The 25,436-nt window shown below is 60.4% G+C and carries 21 protein-coding genes and 1 riboswitch; of the genes, 3 read left to right on the top strand and 18 right to left on the bottom strand.

The annotated features are described in order from the left end of the window. Nucleotides 1-126: 126 nt before the first annotated feature. The 3 genes from GE543_RS12105 to ltaE all read right to left on the bottom strand — a co-directional run bounded on the left by GE543_RS12105 (nucleotide 127) and on the right by ltaE (nucleotide 5,224). Nucleotides 127-1,359, bottom strand: a complete 1,233-nt coding sequence (locus tag GE543_RS12105) for an aspartate kinase (RefSeq protein WP_003369901.1) — start codon at nucleotides 1,357-1,359, stop codon at nucleotides 127-129. Between the two features lie 91 nt (nucleotides 1,360-1,450). Further along, on the bottom strand, nucleotides 1,451-4,075 hold the full coding sequence (gene alaS, locus GE543_RS12100) for an alanine--tRNA ligase (RefSeq protein WP_004412798.1): 2,625 nt from the start codon (nucleotides 4,073-4,075) through the stop codon (nucleotides 1,451-1,453). A gap of 144 nt (nucleotides 4,076-4,219) precedes the next feature. After that, nucleotides 4,220-5,224: a low-specificity L-threonine aldolase gene (gene ltaE / locus GE543_RS12095; protein WP_371927155.1), complete on the bottom strand. Its 1,005-nt coding sequence runs from the start codon at nucleotides 5,222-5,224 to the stop codon at nucleotides 4,220-4,222. A 212-nt stretch (nucleotides 5,225-5,436) separates the two neighbouring features. Continuing rightward, a riboswitch (FMN riboswitch) is annotated at nucleotides 5,437-5,602 on the top strand. A gap of 126 nt (nucleotides 5,603-5,728) precedes the next feature. Here ltaE and GE543_RS12090 point away from each other — a divergent pair. Then, nucleotides 5,729-6,241, top strand: a complete 513-nt coding sequence (locus GE543_RS12090; RefSeq protein ID WP_003412637.1) for a 6,7-dimethyl-8-ribityllumazine synthase — start codon at nucleotides 5,729-5,731, stop codon at nucleotides 6,239-6,241. 78 nt (nucleotides 6,242-6,319) lie between these two features. Here the strand turns inward: GE543_RS12090 and astE are convergent, their stop codons facing one another. The 14 genes from astE to acs all read right to left on the bottom strand — a co-directional run bounded on the left by astE (nucleotide 6,320) and on the right by acs (nucleotide 22,016). Continuing rightward, nucleotides 6,320-7,327, bottom strand: a complete 1,008-nt coding sequence (gene astE, locus GE543_RS12085; RefSeq protein ID WP_153221517.1) for a succinylglutamate desuccinylase — start codon at nucleotides 7,325-7,327, stop codon at nucleotides 6,320-6,322. Nucleotides 7,328-7,338: 11 nt separating this feature from the next. Next, complete coding sequence (locus GE543_RS12080) at nucleotides 7,339-7,626, bottom strand: hypothetical protein (RefSeq protein WP_032699247.1); 288 nt, start codon at nucleotides 7,624-7,626, stop codon at nucleotides 7,339-7,341. A 61-nt stretch (nucleotides 7,627-7,687) separates the two neighbouring features. Continuing rightward, nucleotides 7,688-9,034: an N-succinylarginine dihydrolase gene (astB, locus tag GE543_RS12075; protein ID WP_153221516.1), complete on the bottom strand. Its 1,347-nt coding sequence runs from the start codon at nucleotides 9,032-9,034 to the stop codon at nucleotides 7,688-7,690. A 46-nt stretch (nucleotides 9,035-9,080) separates the two neighbouring features. Beyond that, the gene (gene astD / locus GE543_RS12070; protein ID WP_178118597.1) at nucleotides 9,081-10,550 is read right to left on the bottom strand and encodes a succinylglutamate-semialdehyde dehydrogenase; all 1,470 of its coding nucleotides are present in this window, start codon (nucleotides 10,548-10,550) and stop codon (nucleotides 9,081-9,083) included. Beyond that, nucleotides 10,547-11,572, bottom strand: coding sequence for an arginine N-succinyltransferase (gene astA / locus GE543_RS12065; protein WP_004412810.1), 1,026 nt, complete (start codon nucleotides 11,570-11,572; stop codon nucleotides 10,547-10,549). The genes astD and astA overlap by 4 nt, the downstream gene beginning before the upstream one ends. 63 nt (nucleotides 11,573-11,635) lie before the next feature. Next, the gene (gene aruF, locus GE543_RS12060; RefSeq protein ID WP_003424821.1) at nucleotides 11,636-12,667 is read right to left on the bottom strand and encodes an arginine/ornithine succinyltransferase subunit alpha; all 1,032 of its coding nucleotides are present in this window, start codon (nucleotides 12,665-12,667) and stop codon (nucleotides 11,636-11,638) included. A gap of 133 nt (nucleotides 12,668-12,800) precedes the next feature. After that, nucleotides 12,801-14,018, bottom strand: coding sequence for an aspartate aminotransferase family protein (locus GE543_RS12055; RefSeq protein WP_024959970.1), 1,218 nt, complete (start codon nucleotides 14,016-14,018; stop codon nucleotides 12,801-12,803). A gap of 236 nt (nucleotides 14,019-14,254) precedes the next feature. Next, complete coding sequence (gene argR, locus GE543_RS12050; RefSeq protein WP_003424817.1) at nucleotides 14,255-15,247, bottom strand: transcriptional regulator ArgR; 993 nt, start codon at nucleotides 15,245-15,247, stop codon at nucleotides 14,255-14,257. Between the two features lie 135 nt (nucleotides 15,248-15,382). After that, complete coding sequence (locus tag GE543_RS12045) at nucleotides 15,383-16,147, bottom strand: ABC transporter ATP-binding protein (protein WP_004412815.1); 765 nt, start codon at nucleotides 16,145-16,147, stop codon at nucleotides 15,383-15,385. A gap of 22 nt (nucleotides 16,148-16,169) precedes the next feature. Next, nucleotides 16,170-17,282, bottom strand: coding sequence for a succinylglutamate desuccinylase/aspartoacylase family protein (locus GE543_RS12040; protein WP_103696992.1), 1,113 nt, complete (start codon nucleotides 17,280-17,282; stop codon nucleotides 16,170-16,172). Nucleotide 17,283: 1 nt separating this feature from the next. Next, nucleotides 17,284-17,982, bottom strand: a complete 699-nt coding sequence (locus GE543_RS12035) for an ABC transporter permease (protein ID WP_153221514.1) — start codon at nucleotides 17,980-17,982, stop codon at nucleotides 17,284-17,286. Continuing rightward, a complete protein-coding gene (locus GE543_RS12030; RefSeq protein ID WP_003314732.1) occupies nucleotides 17,979-18,668 on the bottom strand; it encodes an ABC transporter permease in 690 nt (229 codons plus the stop codon). Before GE543_RS12030 ends, GE543_RS12035 begins: the two co-directional genes overlap by 4 nt. A gap of 84 nt (nucleotides 18,669-18,752) precedes the next feature. Next, nucleotides 18,753-19,529, bottom strand: coding sequence for an ABC transporter substrate-binding protein (locus GE543_RS12025; RefSeq protein ID WP_004416894.1), 777 nt, complete (start codon nucleotides 19,527-19,529; stop codon nucleotides 18,753-18,755). 531 nt (nucleotides 19,530-20,060) lie between these two features. Beyond that, entirely contained in the window at nucleotides 20,061-22,016 is a 1,956-nt protein-coding gene (gene acs / locus GE543_RS12020; RefSeq protein ID WP_003342595.1) for an acetate--CoA ligase, read from the bottom strand. Between the two features lie 401 nt (nucleotides 22,017-22,417). Here acs and GE543_RS12015 point away from each other — a divergent pair, with 401 nt between their 5' ends. Beyond that, on the top strand, nucleotides 22,418-22,684 hold the full coding sequence (locus tag GE543_RS12015; RefSeq protein WP_003342597.1) for a DUF2790 domain-containing protein: 267 nt from the start codon (nucleotides 22,418-22,420) through the stop codon (nucleotides 22,682-22,684). 98 nt (nucleotides 22,685-22,782) lie between these two features. Here the strand turns inward: GE543_RS12015 and GE543_RS12010 are convergent, their stop codons facing one another. Then, the gene (locus tag GE543_RS12010; protein WP_103688873.1) at nucleotides 22,783-24,360 is read right to left on the bottom strand and encodes a sigma-54-dependent transcriptional regulator; all 1,578 of its coding nucleotides are present in this window, start codon (nucleotides 24,358-24,360) and stop codon (nucleotides 22,783-22,785) included. 266 nt (nucleotides 24,361-24,626) lie between these two features. Here GE543_RS12010 and phhA point away from each other — a divergent pair, with 266 nt between their 5' ends. Next, entirely contained in the window at nucleotides 24,627-25,424 is a 798-nt protein-coding gene (phhA, locus tag GE543_RS12005) for a phenylalanine 4-monooxygenase (protein ID WP_046269824.1), read from the top strand. Nucleotides 25,425-25,436: the final 12 nt, after the last annotated feature.

Below are 25,436 nucleotides of genomic sequence, written 5' to 3'. Positions count from 1 at the left end.
CTATAGGCAGTGACACTAGCAAAACGCCATGACCACTACCTGTATATCGACTAACGCAAAGAAAACAAAAGCCCTTCTGCGCAGCACCCGAAAGACGCGGTCACGCCGCGCCCTTCGATGACAGGGTCATTCACCCTGCCGCGGAGCATCCAGCTCAAAGGCCGTGTGCAGTGCGCGCACAGCCAACTCCAGGTATTTCTCTTCGATGACCACGGAAACCTTGATTTCCGATGTGGAGATCATCTGGATATTGATGCTCTCCTTGGCCAGCGCTTCGAACATGCGACTGGCAACGCCGGCATGCGAGCGCATGCCGACGCCGACGATGGACACCTTGGCGATCTTGGTATCGCCGGAGACTTCACGCGCGCTGATTTCACGTGCGGTAGCTTCAAGCACCTGCAAGGCCGCCTGATAGTCGTTGCGATGGATCGTGAAGGTGAAATCGGTGGTGTTATCGTGCGAGACGTTCTGCACGATCATGTCCACTTCGATATTGGCCGCGCTGATCGGGCCGAGAATCTTGAACGCCACGCCGGGGGTGTCTGGCACGCCACGGATGGTCAGCTTGGCTTCATCGCGGTTGAAGGCGATGCCGGAAATGATCGGCTGTTCCATGGATTCCTCTTCATCGATTGTAATAAGGGTGCCCGGCCCCTCTTTGAAGCTGTGCAGAACGCGCAGCGGGACATTGTATTTGCCGGCGAATTCGACCGCACGGATCTGCAGCACCTTGGAACCGAGGCTGGCCATTTCCAGCATCTCTTCGAAGGTGATCTTGTCGAGGCGCTGGGCCTGCGACACGACGCGCGGATCAGTGGTGTAGACGCCATCGACGTCGGTGTAGATCTGGCACTCGTCCGCTTTCAGCGCCGCCGCCAGGGCAACACCGGTTGTGTCCGAGCCACCACGCCCGAGGGTCGTGATGTTGCCGTGCTCATCGACACCCTGGAAGCCGGCGACCACCACCACGCGACCCGCTTTCAGGTCGGAGCGGATCTTCTGGTCGTCGATCTGCAGGATGCGCGCCTTGTTGTGCGCGCTGTCGGTGAGAATACGCACCTGATTGCCGGTGTAGGACACCGCAGGAACGCCACGTTTCATCAAGGCCATCGCCAGCAGCGCGATGGTGACCTGCTCGCCCGTTGAGACAATGACATCCAGTTCACGGGGAACCGGCTGATCACTGATCTGCCTGGCCAGCTCGATCAGACGATTGGTTTCACCGCTCATGGCCGACAGTACGACCACCAGGTCGTCACCCGCCTCACGGAATTTCTTGACCTTGTCGGCCACCTGCTCGATGCGCTCTACAGAGCCCACGGAGGTGCCGCCAAATTTCTGTACGATTAAAGCCATCTCAAAGCCGCCTCAAATCCCGTTAAGAGCACCCATTAACATTCGAGTTCAAGTACGGCCTGCCGGTGTGCGGCAGGCCCGCTGACCCGACTCAGATACCCTGCTCTACAAAAGGAACGGCCAGTGCCAGCGCTGAATCCAGCGCACCGGCATCGACACCACCGCCTTGAGCCATGTCAGGACGGCCACCACCTTTACCACCTACGGCGGCAGCTGCCTGCTTCATCAAATCACCGGCTTTGAGTTGGCCAGTCAGGTCCTTGGTCACGCCTGCGACCAAGACAACCTTGTCCTCATGAACACTGCCGAGCAGGATCACTGCGCGGCCGAGCTTGTTCTTCAACTGATCGACAAGCGCCAACAGCGCCTTGCCGTCCTGACCATCCAGGCGCGTGGCCAGAACCTTGACCCCTTTGACATCCAGCGCAGCTGACGACAGGTCGTCACCGGCGGCACTGGCTGCCTTGGCCTGCAGTTGTTCCAGTTGTTTTTCCAGCAGACGGTTGCGTTCAATCACCGCCGTCAGCTTGTCCAGCAGGTTGTCGCGATTGCCTTTGACCAGCGTCGCGGCTTCCTTGAGTTGATCTTCGGCCGAATTCAGCCAGGCCAGGGCCGCAGCGCCGGTGACGGCCTCGATACGACGCACGCCTGCTGCAACACCGCCCTCACTGACGATCTTGAACAGCGCGATGTCACCGGTGCGGCTGGCGTGAATGCCACCACACAGCTCGACGGAAAACTCGCCGCCCATGCTCAGTACGCGAACGCTGTCGCCGTACTTCTCGCCGAACAGCGCCATGGCACCCTTCTTCTTCGCCGTGTCGATATCGGTTTCTTCGGTCATTACCTCGGTATTCTTGCGAATCTCGGCGTTGACGATATCTTCCAGCGCGCGCAGTTGCTCGGGCTTGATCGCTTCGAAATGGCTGAAGTCGAAGCGCAGACGCTGACTGTCGACCAGCGAGCCTTTCTGCTGAACGTGCTCACCCAGCACCTGACGCAATGCGGCGTGCAGCAAGTGAGTGGCCGAATGGTTCAATTTGGTTGCATCGCGAACTTCATCAGCCACTTGTGTTTCAACCTGCGCGCCAACGCTCAGGCTGCCGGACGCCACAACGCCGTGGTGCAGGAACGCACCACCGGTCTTGGTGGTATCACTGACGTCAAAGCGCGCGTCACCGGCCAGCAGGAAACCGCTGTCACCGATCTGACCGCCCGACTCGGCGTAGAACGGGGTGATGTCGAGAATCACCACGCCCTCTTCGCCTTCATTCAGGTGAGAAACCGACTGGCCTTCCTTATAGAGGGCCACGACGCTGGCGCTGCCAGTGGTCGCCGAGTAACCGGTGAACTGCGTGGCCACATCGACCTTGACCAGGCTGTTGTAATCCATGCCGAACGAACTGGCCGAACGGGCGCGCACGCGCTGGGCGTCCATTTCACGCTCGAAGCCTGCTTCGTCCAGGGTCAGGTTGCGCTCGCGGGCGATGTCGCCGGTCAGGTCCATCGGGAAACCGTAGGTGTCGTACAGCTTGAACACCACTTCGCCCGGAACCACGGTGCCTTTGAGGTCGGCCAGATCCTGCTCGAGAATTTTCAGACCTTGCTCGAGGGTCTTGGCGAACTGCTCTTCTTCGCCTTTCAGTACGCGTTCGATGTGCGACTGCTGCTGCACCAGCTCAGGGAACGCAGACCCCATCTCGGCAACCAGCGCGGCAACGATCTGGTAGAAGAAGCTGCCCTTGGCACCCAGCTTGTTGCCGTGACGGCAGGCGCGACGAATGATGCGGCGCAGCACATAACCACGCCCTTCGTTGGAGGGCAGCACGCCGTCGGCGATCAGGAAGCCGCACGAGCGAATGTGGTCAGCCACGACTTTCAGCGAAGCCTGGTTGTCATTGCTGCAACCGATGGCCTTGGCCGACGCAGCCAGCAGGCTCTGGAACAGGTCGATTTCATAGTTGGAATGCACGTGCTGCAGGACCGCACTGACGCGCTCCAGGCCCATGCCGGTATCGACCGATGGCGCTGGCAGCGGGTGCAGCACGCCATCTGCAGTCCGGTTGAACTGCATGAATACGTTGTTCCAGATCTCGATGTAACGGTCGCCGTCTTCTTCCGGCGAGCCTGGCGGGCCGCCCCAGATTTCCGGGCCGTGATCGAAGAAAATCTCGCTGCAAGGACCGCACGGGCCGGTGTCGCCCATGGTCCAGAAGTTATCGGAGGCGTACGGTGCGCCTTTGTTGTCGCCAATACGGACCATGCGCTCGGCAGGTACGCCGATCTCCTTGGTCCAGATGTCGTAGGCTTCGTCGTCAGTGGCGTATACCGTGACCCAGAGTTTTTCCTTGGGCAGGTTGAGCCATTTTTCGGAGGTCAGGAAGGTCCAGGCGTAGGTGATGGCATCACGCTTGAAATAGTCACCGAAGCTGAAGTTGCCCAGCATTTCGAAAAAAGTATGGTGACGAGCGGTATAGCCGACGTTTTCCAGGTCGTTGTGCTTGCCACCGGCACGCACGCATTTCTGACTGGTAACGGCGCGGGTGTAGGCGCGCTTTTCCTGGCCCAGGAAGCAATCCTTGAACTGGTTCATGCCTGCGTTGGTGAACAGCAGGGTTGGGTCATTGCCCGGAATCAAGGAGCTTGAAGCGACACGGGTGTGGCCTTGCTCTTCGAAGAAGCCAAGGAAGGCTTCACGGATTTCTGCGCTTTTCATAGGTTCTTCCACGGAGACTGCGGCCAGAGGCAAGTGCAAAACGTCAAATGACGTAGCGACGGCAAAGGGCCGCATTATATAGGCGTTGCGCCCTCGGTACAGTGTGTTTGTGCGATAGAAACAAGTAACTGGATTATCGGCATGTCATGGGTGTTCAAAGGCTGCGAATGCGGCGATGACCTGTTCGATCTGAGCGCGCGACACGTTCAGGTGGGTCACCATGCGCAGCCGCGACGCGGCCGTGAGTACGATGCCATGCTCGGCGCAGAACGCTTTGAGCGATGCCGCGCGCTCGCCGATCTGCACATAGACCATATTGGTCTGCACCGGCTCGACAGCGTAGCCGAGCCCGCTCAGGCCTTCAGCCAGAAACGCCGCGTTGGCATGGTCGTCCGCCAACCGCTCGACCTGATGATCCAGCGCGTAGAGCCCTGCCGCCGCCAGCCCTCCAGCCTGACGCATGCCACCGCCGAGCATCTTGCGCAAGCGGCGGGCCTTGGCGATCAATGGCTGCGAACCGCACAGCACCGAGCCGATCGGCGCGCCCAGCCCCTTGGAGAGACAGACCGAAACCGAATCGAAGTGCCGGGTGATCTCGCGGACATCGACACCCAGCCTGACCGAGGCGTTGTACAGCCGTGCGCCGTCAAGATGGAGAGCGAGCCCCTTTTCCAGGGTCAGGGTACGCGCGGCAGCTAGGTAGTCCAGGGGCAGCACTTTGCCCTGCATGGTGTTTTCCAGGGCCAGCAGGCGCGTGCGGGCGAAGTGAAAGTCATCGGGCTTGATGGCGTCGAGCACCTGCTGCAGGTCCAGAGAACCGTCGGCCTGTACCTCCAGCGGCTGTGGCTGAATGGAGCCCAGCACTGCCGCACCGCCACCTTCGTATTTATAGGTGTGGGCCTGCTGACCGACGATGTACTCATCGCCACGTTCACAGTGCGCCATCAGTGCCAGCAGATTGCTCATGGTGCCCGACGGCACGAACAGCGCGGCATCAAACCCGAGGCGTCCGGCAAGCGTTGCTTCGAGCAGGTTGACGGTAGGGTCCTCGCCGTAGACGTCATCGCCAACGGGCGCACGTGCCATGGCATCAAGCATGCCGGCCGTGGGCAGAGTCACTGTGTCGCTGCGCAGATCGATGACAGTCACGAAAAAGCTCCCTGAAGTTGAAGATCGATAATGCATGCAACCTTTGGCTTGCAACAAGGCATTACTGACGACGCGGTACATGATAATCAAGCGCCGCCGCTCTCGATACTCCGACCCCTTATAAGAAAAAGGCAGGTATACCGTACGAAAGTGTCCATGCATGATCCAGCGAACTATGATAAAAATCTCGCGCCGGCCACGTAAAGTGACGGCAACGTTCTCAGGGCGGGGTGTAATTCCCCACCGGCGGTAATGACGCGCAATGCGTCTAGCCCGCGAGCGCTTGGGGGTCGTGGCGTTGGCCGCGATCTGTAAGGTCAGCAGACCCGGTGTGATTCCGGGGCCGACGGTCATAGTCCGGATGAAGAGAGAGCGGGATTGGCGTCAACAAGAACGTCTGTAAAACCTATCCATGAACGACATCGTTCAGGAGGCTTTCCTACGCAGCTTGAATCCCTTTCGATCCAAACGCCCTGTTTTTTCCATAAACAGGAGTCAGAACACGTGCAACCAACTGCAATCGACAGCAAAAGCAAAAGCCACGCAAACGAGCGTGTCGCGTTCATCCAGGCCTGCTGGCACAAGGATATCGTCGACCAGAGCCGTAAAGGTTTCATCGCCGAGATGGCCCATCAGGGCTACGCCGAAAGCGATATCGACATCTTTGAAGTGGGCGGCGCCTTTGAAATCCCGCTGCATGCAAAACTGCTGGCCAATACCGGCCGCTACGCCGGCATCGTCGGCGCCGCACTGGTAGTGGACGGCGGCATCTATCGTCACGAATTCGTCGCGCAGTCAGTGGTCAGCGCGCTGATGCAGGTCCAGCTGGAAACCGAAGTACCGGTGTTCTCCGTGGTCCTGACACCGCATCACTTCCATGCCGGCGAAGAGCATCAGAAGTTCTTCTTCGATCACTTCGTGCATAAGGGCGAAGAAGCAGCCAAGACCTGCGCCGACACCCTGAACAAGGTACGCAGCCTGCGCCGTCTGGATGCACAGCAGAAAGCGGCCTGCTGAGACGCAGCATCGGTAGGTGTTCTCCCGGACACCTATCGTTCTGGACGCTCTGCGTCAGGTCCTGAGGGTGCCGAGCGATCAGCCGAGGCTGTCCGCATCAGTGGGTACGATCAGAATCCCCGCCCGCAGGCCGTTTTTGACCTTGGGGTTGGGGAAGATGATCCTCGCGCCCTCTTCCTCCACTACCCAGCGTGAACCACCCGCGTCTTCGGCCAGCACGTAGCCCTTTTCCAGCGGGGAGAAGTTCTCGACGTCATCGGCCAGGTTGAAGGTGAACGCATCGGTGCGCTTGATCACTTCCCGCGCCACGTTGAACAGTTGCAACCCTTCAAGATCGTCATCACGCTCGGGTTCGGTGCCCTCGATGAGCTGCTCAAGACACAAGCGCAGCGGCCCAAGATTGACCTGCTGGTTCTGCCCGAACGGCCGCGCCTTGCCCAGTTCCAGAGTGAAAGCCTCGGCCCCCAATTGATCGTGGGTGTAGGCGCTGAACACAATGGACGGCTTGTTCTGCAGCAACACCGCACTCATGCCCGCCGCTCGTAGCCTGGCAAGCTCGAGCCGGGAATGCTGACGTCCTTCCCTCCACGGGTACAGCGCGAACTGCTCGATGGCCGAACCACGGATGGCGGTGTGCAGATCGTAATGCAGCCGATAACGCTCCGGCAGGCTGAAAAAGCTGGCAGCCAGTCGTTCCAGCTCGCAGGCCCGCAACGCCTCGGCGCCACCGCTTTGCAGATGACGGCCGTTGAACAGCCGATTGACATCCTGCTCGACAAAACGCGCCCCGCGTCGCATGGCGTCGGGATTGCCGAACAAGAACAGAATACGTGCGCGCGGTTTCAGGTCGCCGCGCGCAATACTGCGGATCAATTCATCCAGCAGCTCGATGGGTGCAGTCTCGTTGCCGTGGATACCGGCAGACAGCAGCAGGTCAGTGCCATTGTCACGAGCCTCTGGCGGGCGGACTTCCAGTGCGCCCTCGCCCATCCAGCGCATGCGCACGCCTTCGACGGTCAGTTGAGTCTTCTCCGCCGGCTCACGTCCAGCCAGGGTCAGTTCAAGCAGTTTGCCGAGGGCGAGCATGCCGCGCTTCCTTAGTGGTTGCAGTCAGGGCCGTGAACGTGACCGTCTTCCTCGACGCCCATGTCGGCCGGCTCCATTTCCAGTTGCAGGCTGACCAGGTTGGTCGCCAGCGGACGCAGCAGCAGGTTGGCGTATTCGGCATCATCTTCTTCGACGTCAACGCCGATCAGCAACTGGCCGCGGCCATCCTGCTGAATCCACAATTCCTTGCCCTGCCAGATGACGGCAACGCGGGTGCAGGACGTTTCCAGCTGGGTGCCATCAGCGTCTTCAAGGATCAGTTGCAGGGCGTCGCTCATATAAAAATGCTCTCTATAAAGGAAATAGTGCGCCGGACAGTGGCCCGACGCGCAGGATGCTTCAATTCAGTTGAAACGGATAAACCGCGCCCAGTTTAAGGATTTGCGTCAGTTCATCCAATGCCGTGCGGCATTCGTTGAGCAATCGGGGGTCGGCCAGATCGCTTTCACTCATGCGGTCCCGGTAGTGCCTGTCGACCCACTGCGTCAACGTTTCGTACAACGGCGCCGTCATGATCACCCCCGAATTCACCGCCGCCAGCTCGGTGTCGTTGAGCGCCACCCGCAAGCGCAGGCAGGCTGGACCACCGCCGTTCTGCATGCTTTGCTTGAGGTCGAACACCTTGACCTCGGCAACCGGGCTGTCATCGGCGATCAGTCGTTGCAGATAAGCCCAGACATTCGCGTTAGCCTGGCACTCCTGCGGCACGATCAACAACATCGAGCCATCGTGCCGCGACAACAGCTGGCTATTGAACAGGTAGGAGCGCACGGCATCCTGAACCGAGACCTCGGCACGCGGTACGCAAATCGCCCGCAACTGCCCGCCGACACGACTGAGTTTGTCGCGCAGCTCATCGAGCATCGGCTCGGTATTGAGAAATGCGTCCTGGTGATAGAACAAGACCTCACCGTTGCCGACCGCAATCACATCGTTATGGAACACACCCTGATCAATGACCGCCGGGTTCTGCTGACTATAGACCACGCCGGCCTCACTCAGACCGTGCAGCCGCGCAACGGCGCGTGACGCCTCAAGGGTCTGACGCGCCGGATACTTCTGCGGCGCCGGGTAGCGCGTGTCGAAGGCACTGCGGCCAAACACGAAGAACTCGACACCGGCCTCGCCGTAATCACGACAGAAACGGGTGTGGTTGGCAGCGCCTTCATCGCCAAACTGCGCGACAGCCGGCAACGCAGGGTGATGAGCGAAATGCTTTGCATCCGCGAACATCGCGCCGAGCACGCGGGTGGTGGTCGGATGCTCGATGCTGCGGTGGTATTTGCAGTTGAGGTTGGCGGCCGTGAAATGCACGCGCCCATCGGCAGTGTCGGCACTGGGGCTGACCGTGGCCGCGTTGGCCACCCACATGCTGGATGCCGAGCAACTGGCGACCAGCAACGGCATGTCCTGACGGGCCGCTTTTTCAATCACCTGCTCATCGCTGCCGGTGAAGCCCAGACGGCGCAGGCCGGACACATCAGGACGTTCCTGCGGTGCCAGTACGCCTTGGGTAAAACCCAGGTCCATCAGCGCTTTCATTTTCGCCAGGCCTTGCAGCGCCGCCTCACGCGGGTTGGCGCTTTGCTGGCTGTTACTCTGGGAGGCAACGTTACCGTAGGACAACCCGCCGTAGTTGTGGGTTGGCCCGACCAGACCGTCAAAATTCACTTCACAGGACTTCATCGGCAAGGCTCCGTGGATCTGTTTTTATAAGCAATCGTGCGCACTGTCAGCTCAGCCTGATACCGGGGGTCAGTGTCGCAGGCAGCGTCAGGCTGCCGGCTTCCAGCGAAGCCACCGGATAGGCGCAGTAATCGGCCGCATAATAGGCGCTGGCGCGGTGGTTGCCCGAGGCACCTACCCCGCCGAACGGCGCGCTGCTGGCGGCTCCGGTCAACGGCTTGTTCCAGTTGACGATCCCGGCACGGCTGTGCAGCCAGAACTGCTGATAGCGCGCTTCGGAGTCAGAGAGCAGACCTGCCGCCAGGCCATAACGGGTGGCGTTGGCTTCGGCGATGGCGGCGTCGAAACCGGAGTAGCGGATGACCTGCAGCAGCGGGCCAAACAGCTCTTCGTCGGGTCGATCGGGCACCGCGCTGACATCGATAATGCCCGGCGTCAGCAGCGCCGAACCGGGCTGCGGCTGACGCATTTCCAGCAGGGTCAGCGCGCCGTTGGCGAGCAGATTGCGCTGCGCGTCGAGCAAGGCGCGTGCAGCCTCCAGCGAAATCACCGAGCCCATGAACGGCGCAGGCTGTTGATCGAACGCGCCGGCTTCGATAGTTGCGCTGACGCCCACCAGTCGTGCCAGCAAGGCATCACCCCAGTCGCCTTCGGGCACCAGCAGACGACGCGCACAGGTGCAGCGCTGGCCGGCAGAAATGAAAGCGGACTGAATGATGGTGTACACCGCTGCATCGATGTCCTGAACCTGATCGACGATCAACGGGTTGTTACCGCCCATTTCCAGCGCAAGGATCTTGTCCGGCCGACCGGCGAACTGCTGATGCAGCGCATTGCCGGTCCGGCTCGAGCCGGTGAAGAACAGGCCGTCGATACCCGGATTGGCTGCCAGCGCGATACCGGTTTCACGACCGCCCTGCAGCAGGTTCAGGACCCCGGCAGGCAGCCCGGCTTCGATCCAGCACTTGACGGTCAGCTCAGCGACTTTCGGTGTCAGTTCGCTGGGTTTGAACAGCACCACGTTGCCCGCCAGCAAGGCCGGGACGATATGGCCGTTGGGCAGATGCCCGGGAAAGTTGTACGGGCCGAACACGGCGACCACGCCGTGCGGCTTGTGGCGCAGTACCGCAGTGGCGTCGCCCAGTGGCCCGCTCTTTTCGCCGGTTCGTTCGCGATAGCTCTGCACCGAGATGGCAATCTTGTTGACCATGCTGGTCACTTCGGTCGCTGATTCCCACAACGGTTTGCCGGTCTCTTCACCGATGCAGTGCGCCAGCGCGTCGGCGTGATGTTTGAGCCGTGCAGCGAAGGCCTCCAGTACCGCGATGCGCTGATCCAGAGACAGCAGCGCCCAGGCGGGAAATGCCTGACGCGCCGCCTGCAGCGCCTGCTCGACCTGCGCGGCGCTCGCCCCACGCCCGGACCACAGCACTTGCTGGGTCACTGGGTTCAGCGAATTGACTACCTCACCCTGCCCGTCCTGCCACGCGCCTGCGATGTAAAGGCTACTCATCAAACGCCCTCCCGCGCCGCAGACAAGGGCACCGCGCGCACATTGTCGCCCGCACTCATGCGCAGCCGCTTGGCGGTTTGCGGAGCGACGACCAGCGTACCGGCGGCAAAACGCGCAGCGCCTACCGTGACGCGGCAGTCTTCACGCTTGCGGTTGTAGATCAGGAACTGTGGAGCGTCGTCACCTGGCGTGCCGATGGCCAGCACCAGCGCCTGGCTGTCCTTGATTGCGCGAATCTTGCCGGTCTCGCACTCGATGGCCGGGCCGGCATCGAAGATGTCGACATAACCCTGATACGAAAAGCCTTCGCTCTTGAGCATGGTCAGCGCAGGCTCGGTGTCGGCATGCACCCGACCGATCACGTTGCGTGCGTCTTCGGAAAGAAAGCAGCTGTACAACGGAAACTTGGGCATCAGTTCGGCGATGAATGCCTTGTTGCCTACGCCGGTCAGGTAATCGGCCTGGCTGAACTCCATCTTGAAGAAATGCCGCCCCAGACTTTCCCAGAACGGCGAACGGCCCTGCTCATCGGACATGCCGCGCATTTCAGCAATGATCTTGTTGCCGAACAGACTGGGGAATTCGGCGATGAACAGCATGCGCGCCTTGGACAGCAGGCGGCCGTTGAGGCCGTTACGCGAATCACTGTGCAGGAACAGCGAGCACAGCTCGGAATTGCCGGTCAGGTCGTTGGCCAGGAACAGGGTCGGAATTTCCCGGTAGATGTTCAGCTCCTGTGAAGCGCTGACGGTCAGACCGACCCGGTAGTTGTACCAGGGCTCGCGCAGACCGACCGCTCCGGCGATGGCGGAAATACCCACCACCCGGCCGTCGTCATCTTCAAGCACGAACAGGTAATCGGCATCGCCGCGCTCGGCTTCGCCGCGAAAGGTCTTTTCAGCCCAGCCTACCCGGTGCGCCAGACGCTGCTCATTGGCGGGCAGAGTCGTCAGACCGGCGCCGGTGCTACGCGCCAGCTCGATCAACGCGGGCAGGTCGCTGCTGCGTACAGGACGAACGATCATGTTATCTCCTCAGCGGCTCATCAAGAGCCTTGAAACTCGCTAATCAGCTATCGAACGTCCGGTTCAGACCGCGACAATCCGCACACTGGCACCTTCACCAACACCCAGGGCGTCGGCAGCCTGGAGGCTCAGCACCACCGGCCTGCCGGGCGCCCAGTCCAGTTCCAGCAGCACCGCGCGGTAGTCCTGCAACAGGCCATTGGCGATCAGATACAGACGCCCGCCCTTGCCGACATCGCTGCCTTGCCCAGGCTCGACCTTGACCGGAACCAGGCGGCTCTGGGCAATCGAACGAATCCCGGACACCCGCGCGTGCAGCGTCGGTCCACCGTCGAAGATGTCGATGTAGTGATCGGTTTCAAAGCCCTCGCGCATCAGGATGTCGAAGGTGATCTGCGCGCGCGGATGCACCTGTCCCATGGCTTCCTGCGCTGCGTCGGGCAGCAGTGGCACGTAGATCGGGTAATGCGGCATGAGCTCGGCGAGGAAGGTCCGGCTTTTCAGCCCGCACAGGCGCTCGGCAGCGGCGTAATTGATATCGAAGAAGTTGCGCCCGATGGCATCCCAGAACGGTGAGTCGCCCTGCTCATCGCTGTAACCGACGATCTCGGTCACCACCGAATCGGCAAAGCGCTCGGGGTGACTGGCGACAAACAGCAGGCGACCGCGCGAATTGAGCTCCGACCATGCCGTGCCGACCAGCTCCGGGACCACGTAAAAACTGGTCAACAGACTGTTGCCGGTCAGGTCATGACACTGCGACAGCACGTGAATCTTGTTATGAATCTTCAGTTCGCGGGAAGCATGCACGAAGGTTTCGTTACGAAAACTGTAGAACGGCTCGGAGTAGCCCGCCGAGGCGACGATGCCCGAGCAGCCCACCAGCTTGCCGCTTTCGCTGTCTTCGAGCACGAAGAAGTAGGTTTCTTCGCCGTTGAAGCTGACCTCGGCGGCAAAAGACGCCTCCGACGAGCCGATCTTGTCGGTCAGGCGGCCAGCATCGTCGGGCAAGGACGTGACACCGATAGGGCTGTCGGCAGCGAGGCGTTGAACCTCGGCCAGGTCAGCCATTTGCGCAGGGCGCATTACCAGCATGGTGCCACTCCTTGTAGATCGACCAGCCTTTACGACCGGCGCTAGTAAAAGCACCACACGACGTCAGGCCGCATGGCGCAGGAAACAGGTGCGGCGTCCGCCATCAGGCGGGCACCGCAAGGCTGCCATCGAATCAGGATGTCAGTTTGGCGATGGCGCGTTCGAAGCGGTTCAGGCCCTCTTCGATGTCTGCGTCTTCAATCACCAGGCTCGGCGCAAAACGAATCACGTCAGGGCCGGCCTGCAGGATCATCAGGTCCTGGGCCTCGGCCGCATTGAAGATGTCCTTGGCCTTGCCTTTCCAGGCATCGGACAACACGCAACCGATCAGCAGACCCAGACCGCGCACTTCGCTGAACACGCCGTATTGCTGGCCGATGCTTTCCAGACGGGTCTTGAACTGCTGATGCTTGCGCTGCACGCCCGCCAGCACTTCAGGCGTATTGATCACATCGATGACCGCCTCACCGACCGCGCAGGCCAGCGGGTTACCGCCATAAGTGGTGCCGTGGACGCCGACCGCGAAGTGCCTGGCGAGCTTTTCAGTGGTCAACATGGCCGCCAGCGGGAAACCACCGCCGATGCTCTTGGCGCTGGAAAGGATGTCCGGGGTCACGCCGTAATGCATGTAGGCGAACAGATGACCGCTGCGGCCCATGCCGCTCTGCACTTCATCGAACACCAGCAGGGCGTTGTGCTCGTCACACAGCTTGCGCGCACCTTGCAGGTATTCCAGCTGACCCGGCAGAACACCGCCCTCGCCCTGAATCGGCTCCAGCACCACGGCACAGGTCTTGTCGGTAACAGCAGCCTTCAGTGCATCGAGGTCGTTGTACGGAACATGGCTGATGCCGGTGATCTTCGGCCCGAAACCATCGGAGTACTTCGGCTGCCCACCCACGCTGACGGTGAACAGGGTACGGCCATGAAAGCTGTTCAGCGCCGCGATGATTTCGTACTTTTCCGGACCGTACTGGTCATGCGCCACACGGCGTGCCAGCTTGAAGGCGGCTTCGTTGGCTTCAGCACCGGAGTTACAGAAGAACACGCGCTCGGCGAACGTCGCATCCACCAGCTTTTTCGCCAGACGCAGGGTCGGCTCGTTGGTGAAGACGTTGGACACATGCCAGAGGTTATTGGCCTGCTCGGTCAAGGCACCGACCAGCGCCGGGTGGCAGTGGCCCAATACGTTGACGGCGATACCGCCCGAGAAATCCACCAGTTCGCGCCCCGCCTGATCCCAGACCCGGGAGCCCGCACCGCGCACAGGGATGAACCCGGCCGGGGCGTAATTGGGGACCATTACCTGGTCGAAATCGGCGCGTTGCACCGCAGCATGCTCAACGGACATCGGAGTCTCCTGATGAGGAACGCCTGCCTGAAACTGGCGAGCGATGGAAAGATTGTAAGGACTGATTTGTGTTCGGCCTTGCCGCCAGGCGACAACTTGTTACAGCGCAAAACCGGGTTTTTTCTAGGTTTTCGGCAATGCGACAATTTGCGTCACAAAGGCGCAGTTTAAACGGATTGAGGCGGGCCTGTCTGGACCTGAGCTGTCGCGGCAGCACTTCTATCGCGACAAGATAATCAACCGCGCTCGGCAGGCACAGGGGAAAGTTCGAACGGGCTGCTGCTGCGTCGCTGATTGCGGTCTTCGCGCGGCGTGGCACCGAAGAAATTGCGGTAGGCGCTGGAGAAGTGCGGCCCCGAGGAAAAACCGCACGAAAGTCCGATCTGAATGATTGACTTGCTGGTCTGCATCAGCATCTGGCGCGCCTTGTTCAGGCGCAGCTCCAGGTAATACTGACTGGGCACACGGTTGAGGTACTGCTTGAAGATCCGCTCCAGCTGACGACGAGACACGCACACGTGCTGGGCGATTTCGTCGGTGGTCAATGGCTCTTCGATGTTGGCTTCCATCAGTAGCACCGCCTGGGTCAGCTTGGGATGGCTGGAGCCCAGACGGTTCTGCAGCGGAATGCGCTGACGCTCGCCGCCTTCGCGAATGCGCTCGACCACCAGCTCTTCGGACACCGCACCGGCCAGTTCGGCGCCATGATCACGGGACAGCACCGCCAGCAGCAGGTCGAGCACCGACATGCCACCACAGGCGGTCAGGCGATCCCGGTCCCAATCGAACAAATGGCTGGTGGCGATGACCTTGGGGAAACGCTCGGCAAAGTCGTCCTGCCAGCGCCAGTGCACGGCGGCCCGGTAGCCATCCAGCAGGCCAAGCTGCGCAAGCGGATAGACGCCCGCCGACAGCCCGCCAATCGAACAGCCGGCACGCACCAGTTGCTTGAGCGCACTGCCCAGCGCCGGGGCCACACCTGCAGGAGGCTCGTCAGCCAGTAAAAACAGCTTCTGAAAGCCTTCCAGCCGCCCGGCCCAGGGCTCACCCGGCAATTGCCACGCGCCGGCGAGCGCCGAAGGCTCCGTGGCCTCGGCCTGCAGGAACGACAGCTCATAGACCACTTCAGGATGAACGCGCTGCGCAACGCGCAAGGCTTCCTCGGCCAGTGCCAGGGTCAGGGCTTTGGTGCCAGGCCAGACGAGGAAACCTATTCGATGGGCAGTCATTGGGACATCCGATACGTATTGCCGCAAAAGCCGAGCCTTGGAAGACAGCTCGATCTGGAACATCCAGGTCGTGTCGCGCGTCGCGCAGCATGCCCTGTTCTGCCATAAAAAGGCATCGTCATGCGCTGCCGATCGTCACTTCAGGCTGCCGGACAGGAACTGCTGCAAACGCTCGGTCTGCGGATTGGCCAGCACTTCGCGCGGATCGCCACGCTCCAGAACGACGCCCTGATGCAGGAAAACCAGCTGATTGGAGACCTCACGGGCAAAACCCATTTCGTGAGTCACCACCACCATGGTGCGGCCTTCCTGAGCCAGGCCCTGCATGACCTTGAGCACATCACCGACCAGCTCCGGGTCCAGCGCCGAGGTCGGCTCATCGAACAGCATGACCTCGGGCTCCATCGCCAGTGCGCGGGCAATCGCAACACGCTGCTGCTCACCGCCGGACATGTGCCCAGGGTAAGCGTCCTTGCGATGAGACACACCGACCTTGGCCAGATAATGTTCGGCCTTTTCCAGCGCTTCCTTTTTCGACACACCCAGCACATGGACCGGCGCTTCGATGATGTTCTGCAGTGCCGTCATGTGCGACCACAGGTTGAAGTGCTGAAACACCATCGACAGACGTGAACGCATACGCTGCAACTGCTTGGCGTCGGCAGCTTTCAGGCCGCCTTCCTTGTTCGGCACCAGCTTCAACTCTTCGTTGTTGAGCAGGATCTTGCCGGCATGGGGCTGTTCGAGCAGGTTGATGCAGCGCAGAAAGGTGCTTTTGCCCGAGCCGCTGGAGCCGATGATGCTGATGACATCGCCAGCCTTGGCGGTCAGGGACACGCCCTTGATCACTTCGTGACTGCCATAGCGCTTGTGCAGATCCTGCACTTCCAGTTTGTTCATGCTTTGGGTTTCCACAGAACGGTCAATCACTGAGCAGACGTCCGTGACGCAGCGCCGTGCGCCCCGCCACCTTGGCCAGCCAGAAACCGGGTTGAGCGTAACGAAGCCGCTCGATGGCGAACAACACCCCGGCAGTATTCGCGCAAATGGTACTGACCTGATCGGACAGCGGGTCGATCACTTCGAACAGCGGATCGCCCACCTCGACCCTGTCGCCTGCAGCGCGCAGGAACGTCACCACGCCAGGGTGCGGCGCATAGAGCAATTCGGTGCCTTCGAACGGCAAGCCTTCGCAGGCTTCGTGCGCCGGCTGCGGCCAGTCGCCGCTGATGAAGCCCTGTTCGGCGAGGAACGCCAGGATACCCTCGGCGTGCGCGATTGCCTGCGGCTTGCCGGTATCGGCCTGACCACCCAGCTCAAGGGTGGTCGCGAGGCAGGCCAGCGGGATCTGCGCCTGCGGGAAAATCCGCGAAAGGCGCAACCAAGGCAGCGAGCAGGCTTCATCGAAGGAGCTGCCACCGGAATCCTCGGCGAGCAGCGCCACCTGGATATTCAGATGCGCCGACAGCGAACGCCATTGTGGCCAGTGCTGCGGCAAGGCGTACATGTGCAGAGCGGCATCGGCATCACAATGCAGATCGAGCACCACATCAGCGACGCAGGCATGACTGAGCAGGATGCGCTGCATGCCTTGCAATTCGCTCTGCGGCGCGGGCAGACCTTCGAGCGCAGCGCTCATTGCCTGGCGAATCAGCCGGGTATTGGCGCGCGGGTCATCGCCCAGCTGACCTTCCAGCAACTCGGCGACCGGCTCGCTCAGCTCGGTGAAGTCACGGTTGAAATTCTTGCCACTGCCGAACTCGAAACGGCCTTGATGCGCGCCTTGCAGCAACTGCCCCAGGCCCAGCGGATTGGCCACCGGCACCAGCTCGACGACACCTTTGAGGAGGCCTTGCTGCTCCAGCTCGGTCAGGCGTTTTTTCAGCTCCCAGGCCGTGCGCATGCCGGGCAGTTCGTCGGCATGCAGGCTGGCCTGGATGTAGGCCTTGCGCTCGCCGGTGCCGAAGCGAAAGACACTCAGCGTGCGTTCGGTGCCGAGGGTACTCCACGGCAATACATGATCGGTTCTTTGCATTTCAGACCTTCCGTGGGGCGAGGTAGCCCAGCCAGCGACGTTCGGCGATCTTGAACAGCCGCACCAGAATGAATGTCAGGCCCAGATAGAAAACGCCTGCGGTGATGTAAGCCTCGAAAGGCAGGTAGAACTGCGCGTTGACCGTACGGGCCGCACCTGTGATGTCGATCAGGGTCACGATGGACGCCAGACTGGTGGTCTGCAGCATCATGATGACCTCGTTGCTGTACTGCGGCAGCGCCCGGCGTAAGGCCGAGGGCAGCAGAATGCGCCGGTACATCTTGGCTTTCGACATGCCCATGGCCCGCGCGGCCTCGATTTCACCGGCCGGTGTGGCCTTGAGGCTGCCGGCGATGATCTCCGCCGTGTAGGCGCTGGTGTTGATGGTGAACGCCAGGCAGGCGCAGAAGGTGGCGCTGGACAGCCAGGGCCACAAAAAGCTTTCGCGCACCGCATCGAACTGGGCCAGCCCGTAATAGATCAGGAACAGTTGCACCAGCATCGGCGTGCCGCGAATCACGTAGGTGTACAGCCAGGCAGGCATGTTCACCCAAGGGTTTTTCGAGACCCGCATCAGGCCCAGCGGCAATGCCGCCAGCAGCCCGAACGCGAGCGAAATCGCCAACAGCTTCAGGGTGGTCAGCAGGCCGCCGAAGTACAGCGGCAGGCTGTCCCAGATCACGCTGTAGTCAAAGATCATAGGTCAGCCGCCCTCACGCCCACCGAGTAGCGTTTTTCGAGGTAACGCAAGGCGAGCAGCGACACGCTGGTGATCACCAGGTACATCGCCGCAACCGCCAGAAAGAAGGTGAAAGGCTCGCGGGTGGCATCGGCCGCCTGCTTGGCCTTGAACATCATGTCCTGCAGACCGACCACGGAAATCAGCGCGGTGGCCTTGGTCAGCACCAGCCAGTTGTTGGTGAAACCGGGAATCGCCAGACGAATCATCTGCGGCACCAGAATGCGGAAGAACACCTTGCCGCTGCTCAGGCCATACGCCATGCCCGCCTCGGCCTGCCCCTTGGGGATGGCCATGAACGCGCCGCGAAAGGTTTCCGAGAGATACGCGCCGAAGATGAAGCCCAGCGTGCAGATGCCGGCCATCAACGGATCAAGATCGATGTAGTCGTCAAACCCCAGCAATGGGGCGACGCGGTTGAGCAGGTCCTGGCCGCCGTAGAAGATCAGCAGAATCAGGACCAGATCGGGAATACCACGAACCACCGTGCTGTACAGATCGCCCAGCCAGGCGATCCAGCGTACCGGAGACAGCCTCAGCGCCACGCCGATCAGACCGAGAACGATCGCCAGAGCCATCGACGACAGGGCCAGCTGCAACGTCAGCCAGGCACCTTCGAGGATGACAGCTCCGTAACCTTTCAACATGATGTGCGGTCCTCAAGCGTGGAATAAAAATGGCGCAATCCAGGCAATTCTGTTTGCGCCATTGGTCAGGGTAAGGACGACGACTTATTTGCCGTAGATATCGAAATCGAAATACTTGTCCTGGATAGCCTTGTACTTGCCGTTGGCACGGATCGCGGCGATGGCGGCGTTGAGACGGTCAAGGTCGGCCTTGTCGCCCTTGCGCACGGCAATGCCGATGCCGTCACCGAAGTATTTCGGATCGACGAACGACGGACCTACGAACGCATAGCCTTTGCCTGCGTCGGTTTTCAGGAAACCGTCCTGCAACAGCGTGGCGTCGGCGACAGTACCGTCCAGGCGACCTGCACCGATGTCCAGGTAGATTTCGTTCTGCGAACCGTACGGCGTCACTTCGACACCTTTGGGAGCGAGGACTTCACGGGCGAAACGCTCGTGGATCGAGCCACGCTGCACGCCGATCTTCTTGCCCTTGAGTTCAGCCAGGCTGTCGCTGATCGTAGTGCCGTCCTTCATGACCAGACGCGCCGGGGAATTGTAATACTTGCCGGTGAAATCCACGGACTTCTTGCGGTCGTCAGTGATGGACATCGACGACAGGATCGCGTCGATCTTGCGCACTTTCAGCGCCGGGATAAGGCCGTCGAATTCCTGCTCGACCCAGGTGCACTTGACCTTCATTTCTTCACACAGCGCATTGCCGATGTCGTAGTCAAAGCCGACGATGCTGCCATCCGGGGCCTTGGACGCGAACGGAGGGTAAGCCGCTTCGATACCGATTTTCAGTGGTTTTTCATCAGCAAAGATCGGCTGGGCGAGCACGGACAACGCCATCGCGCCAATAAGCATGAGCTTTTTCATTTCCAGGGACTCCATCGGTAAAGCACGACAAGTGGCAAAGTGAGCAAGCGCCCAATGTGCGAAAGGACAATCTCGGGGAAAAGCGACGCCGGATACGTGACACCGCGCTGGCGGCTCACAGCCCTTCGGCGAATGAGGGGCATTTTAACGACAGGCTCGAAGTCGATATTTCTTCAATGCGACAACTAGTTACAGAAGCGCTTGAAAACCCACTACACGGTATTGACGGGGCCTGTTTCTGCTGATCCAGCATTGGAGGCTTAACCCGTCATAACAGCAAAAAGCGCGCCCATTATTGGCAAACCCTTTTAATCCGGCAAGCCCAGCGTGCCACATGGCGATTTAAAAGCCTTGCTGCGTCGTACTTTCCTACACAGAAACCCCAGACATGTCCCACAACGAAGCACTGGGCTACAACGCCGTGTAAACCGGTAACAACCCGATATATATCCCTTTTCCCGTACCAGACGCCGAAAACGAAGGCGCCCCGTTCGGCTCTCACCGAACGGGGCGCTTCAGTCACAGGATCGCTCAGGCAGCGTTCATGGCCTTGTGCGTGTCGATCAGATGCTGCACCACGCCCGGGTCGGCCAGGGTGGAGATATCACCCAGCGCATCGTACTCGGCAGTCGCAATCTTGCGCAGGATACGGCGCATGATCTTGCCCGAACGGGTCTTCGGCAGACCGGGCGCCCACTGAATGAAGTCAGGCGAGGCAATCGGGCCGATCTCCTTGCGCACCCAGTTGCGCAATTCGGTGCGCAGCGCGTCGCTCGGTTCTTCACCGCCATTGAGGGTCACATAAACGTAGATGCCCTGCCCTTTCAGGTCATGCGGCACACCGACCACAGCCGCCTCGGCGACTTTCGGGTGCGCAACCATAGCACTTTCGATTTCAGCCGTGCCCATGCGGTGGCCGGAAACGTTGAGCACGTCGTCCACACGCCCGGTGATCCAGAAATAACCGTCCTCGTCACGACGGGCACCGTCACCGGTGAAGTACATGCCGCGGAACGTCTTGAAGTAGGTGTCGACGAAGCGGTCGTGATCGCCGTACAGCGAGCGCGACTGGCCCGGCCACGAATCGAGGATCACCAGATTGCCCTCGGCAGCGCCCTCGATGAGATTGCCCAGGTTGTCCACCAGCGCCGGGATCACGCCGAAGAACGGACGGGTCGCCGAGCCCGGCTTCAGGGCGGTCGCGCCTGGCAACGGGCTGATCAGGATGCCGCCGGTTTCGGTCTGCCACCAGGTATCGACAATCGGGCAGTTCTGCTTGCCGACCGTGTTGTAGTACCAGGCCCAGGCTTCCGGGTTGATCGGCTCGCCCACTGAACCCAGCAGGCGCAGGCTGGAACCGTCGGCACCTTCAACGGACTTGGTGCCTTCAGCCATCATGGCGCGAATCGCGGTCGGCGCGGTGTAGAGGATATTGACCTTGTGCTTGTCGATGATTTTCGACACGCGGGTGATGTCCGGATAGTTCGGCACGCCTTCGAACAGCAGCGTAGTCGCACCATTGGCCAGAGGGCCGTAGACGATATAACTGTGCCCGGTGACCCAGCCGACGTCGGCGGTGCACCAGTAGACTTCACCTGGTTTGTAGTCGAACACGCGTTCGTGAGTCAGCGCGGCATACAGCAGGTAACCTGCGGTGGTGTGCAACACGCCCTTGGGTTTGCCGGTCGAGCCCGAGGTGTAGAGAATGAACAGCGACTCTTCGGCGCCCATCTCTTTCGGCGCGCAGGTGCTGGACGCCACTTCCAGAAGCGAGTGGTACCAGATGTCACGGTGACGGTTCCATTCGATCTCGCCCCCGGTGCGCTTGCAGACGATGACCTTCTGCACGCTGCTGGTTTCCGGGTTGGTCAGGGCGCGGTCGACGTTGGCCTTGAGCGCCGTCTTCTTGCCGCCACGCAGACCTTCGTCAGCGGTGATGACCACTTTGGAACTGCAATCGATGATCCGGCCGGCCAGCGCTTCGGGCGAAAAGCCGCCGAACACCACCGAGTGAATCGCACCGATCCGCGCGCACGCCAGCATGGCGACCACAGCCTCGGGGATCATCGGCATGTAGATGGTCACGACGTCACCACGGTGCACGTCCTGGCCACGCAGCGCGTTGGCGAACTTGCACACTTCGGCGTGCAGTTCGCGGTAGGTAATTTCCCGGTGCTCGGAAGGGTCATCGCCCTCCCAGATGATGGCGATGCTGTCGCCGCGTTCTTCCAGATGGCGATCCAGGCAGTTGTAGGCAACGTTCAGCGTGCCGTCGGCGAACCATTTGATATCGACACGGTGATCATCGAACGAGGTCTGTTTGACCACGGTGAAAGGTTTGATCCAGTCGAGGCGCTGAGCCTGTTCACGCCAGAAACCATCAGGGTTGACCACCGACTGCTGGTACATGGCCTTGTAGGTCGCTTCATCCGTCAGCGTAGTCGCTGCGACTTCTGGGCGGACGGGGTACAGGGAAGCTGCACTCATCTTGGTTACCTCGGTGGATAGTTGTTGTTTTATGCCCCTGTTGTATCCCGCCCCACCCGCAGGGGCCATTCGACGTTGGTCTTACCGGGCGGGGCCGGAGCTGCAAGCCATAAGCTGCAAGCCGCAAGCCGCAAGCATTAAGCCCGAAAGCTTGAAGCTTGAAGCTTGAAGCTTGCAGCTTGCAGCTGCCCTCAAGATTATTACCATTTTGATAAAAGCGCTTATCCAAAGTCTTTATATATGCACTGTCGCAACAGGCATAGAATTCGATCCGCCAACAAGGCAGACATCAACTGCCCCCACGCAGTGTTGTTCCAACTCGAAAAACGTATCAGACCGCCTTAGCCCATGACGTCAAAAACGTGATGCGACGGCGCTCACTTTGAAAAAGGTAAACGACAATGAAAGCTTTATTAGTGGCATTGGCCCTGTGCGGTATCAGCAGTTTCGCCATGGCCGAAGAATCGCAGACCAAAGTGGCTGCGCAACAGGCGCGTGTCGAGCAATATACCTACGGCACTCATCTGGATATCGCCCGGGTTATTTCCATCAGCCAGATCCCTAACGTCTGCGCAGTGGTCCCGGCGCGCATGGTGTATGAAGATTCGCAAGGCGCGCGCCACACCATGGGCTATCAGGTGATGGGCAACGGCTGCAGCAACGGTTGAGGCTTCTTGCCGTTGCAACCTGTGCACGACGCCTCGCCGCTCTTTATAAGATGCGAGGCGCATGCACGAAGTGGCTGACAGGACTATCAATGAGCGAGTTATTTATCGACTGGATGCGGATCTGATTCGCGCCCTAATTCATAGTCGCGCAACTTGTTGGCAATCGTTGTATGAGACACCCCCAGGCGTTTACCTAATTGGCGACTGCTGGGATATTGCGCATACAGTTGTTCCAGCACCGACTTTTCAAAGCGCCCGATAATAGCGCCCAGCCCGCCCTCCAGCGACACCTCACTCAATCCCTGGCGCACGCCGTAGTCCGGCAAACGAATGTGCTCGGCCTGCACCTTGCCGCCGTCACACAGCGATACGGCCTGAAACAATACGTTTTCCAGTTGCCGCACATTGCCAGGCCAGTGGTACTGACTGAGACGTTTGATGGCCGCAGGCGATATGCCGGGCAGCGGACAGCCGATCTGCCGGCTGGCCTGATCGAGAAAATGCTCCACCAGAGGCTCAAGACCGTCCAGACAGTCGCGCAGTGGCGGTATATGCAGCGACAGCACGTTAAGGCGATGATAAAGGTCCTGCCTGAACAGGCCCTTGGCGCACAGCTCCGAGAGATCGACCTGGGTCGAACACATCACCCGCACATCGAGAAACATGTCCTCGTCGCTGCCGACCCGGCGAAAGCTGCCGTCCTGAATGAAACGCAGCAGCTTGGCCTGCATGCGCGCGCTCAGCTCACCTACACCATCGAGAAACAGCGTGCCGCCCGCGGTCAGTTCCAACAGCCCCAGCCGCCCTTCCGCGCGCGCGCCTTCGAACGCACCGGGGTCATAACCGAACAGCTCGATCTCGGCCATGGACTCCGACAACCCGGCACAGTTGAGCGCCATCAGCGGTGACTGGCCGCGCGGACTGGCCAGGTGACAGGCGCGGGCCAGCAATTCCTTGCCGGTGCCGGTTTCCCCCTCGATCAGCAGCGGCGCATCAAGGGGCGCCATGCGCCGCGCCTCGCGAACCACAGCAGCCATGACCTTCGAGCTTTGAAAAATGCTGTCGAAGCCACGCAACTCCTGTTTGCGCACATGGTAGATGCGCTCGCCGACCCGATCAGCGCGGTGCAGCGTCAACACGGCTCCGGCCATGGCCTCGCTGTCGTCATGTTCCGATTGCAGGGGCGCGATGTCGGCAAGAAACACATCGCCACATACCTTGACCCGCAGCCCATTGATCCGCGACTGACTGGCGCGCACCAGCTCAGGCAGGTCGAAATCTTCGGCGTAACGCGACAAGGGCATGCCCGGCACTTCATCGACCCGCACACCCAGCAATTGCGCGGCGGCACGATTGGCCGCAACGATCGCCCCGCCCATGTCGATGGACAATACCGGGAATTCCAGCGCGCCGAGCAAGGCATTGAGCTCCATGTGCCGGCGCTCGCTGGGCATCAGCCCGACACGCTTGACGCCGAACACCCCGGTGATCGCCTCGAACTTCGGGCGCAGAGCCTGGAACTGCAGGTTGATCAGGTTCGGGCAATGCAGATAGATCGCATCACCGTGCTCGCCCCCCACTTCACCGCGCGCCACGTTGACGCCGTAAGCCACCAGCAGGTCGAGAATGTCGCGAAGAATGCCGATGCGGTTCTGGCAGTGCACCTTGATGCGCATGAGTCATCGTCTCTGTAGGGGTATGTTTTTTATGAAGCGGGAAAATTAATGTCAACAATACGTTACGCATGCGCGCTTCGCGAGCGGCAGGATGCTTGATTTCAAGCCTCTTCCATCGCAAGCGTAAACTTTTCGTTACGAACCAGTGATCAAACCCATGCGCTACCCTGCTCACACCCGCTGACGTGCCCTCGAAACCGGGTTATTCCTGAACCCAGGCTTTTACAAGAACACTCTAAAAACAGCAGCCTTTCGAGGACATCAGCATGGCCCAGACGCTTTACGTGGCACGCGAGCCGGACGCTTCGGGCTTCATCGATTACACGGCAGACGAACATGCGGTATGGAACACCCTGATTACCAGGCAGATGGAGATCGTCGAAGGACGTGCCTGTCAGGAGTATCTGGACGGCATCGAGCAACTGGGCCTGCCACTCGATCGCATTCCTCAGCTAGGCGAAATCAACAAGGTTCTGGGCGCGACCACGGGCTGGCAGGTCGAGCGAGTGCCCGCGCTGATCCCCTTCCAGACATTTTTTGAACTGCTGGCCAGCAAGCGTTTTCCGGTGGCGACGTTCATCCGTAGCGCAGAAGAACTGGACTACCTGCAGGAACCGGACATCTTTCATGAAATATTTGGCCACTGCCCGCTGCTGACCAATCCGTGGTTTGCCGAATTTACCCACACCTACGGCAAACTCGGCCTGAGCGCGAGCAAGGAACAACGCGTGTACCTGGCCCGGCTGTACTGGATGACCATCGAGTTTGGTCTGGTCGATACACCGCAAGGGCGGAAAATCTATGGCGGCGGCATCCTTTCTTCACCGAAGGAAGCGTTGTACAGCTTGTCGTCAGCCCCCGAACACCAGCCTTTCGATCCGCTTGAAGCGATGCGCACGCCTTATCGCATCGACATTCTGCAACCGCTGTACTTTGTCCTGCCGGATCTGAAGCGTCTGTTCGACCTGGCGCAGCAAGACATCATGGCGCTGGTCGGGCAAGGCATGCAGTTGGGCTTGCACGCTCCCAGGTTTCCACCTAAAACCAAAAGCCACGCCGCCTGACACTCGGCCCGC

The sequence above is a fragment of the Pseudomonas sp. SZ57 genome, assembly GCF_009495975.1.
GTDB lineage: Bacteria > Pseudomonadota > Gammaproteobacteria > Pseudomonadales > Pseudomonadaceae > Aquipseudomonas > Aquipseudomonas syringae.
This window is presented reverse-complemented; position numbering and strand designations above follow the sequence as displayed.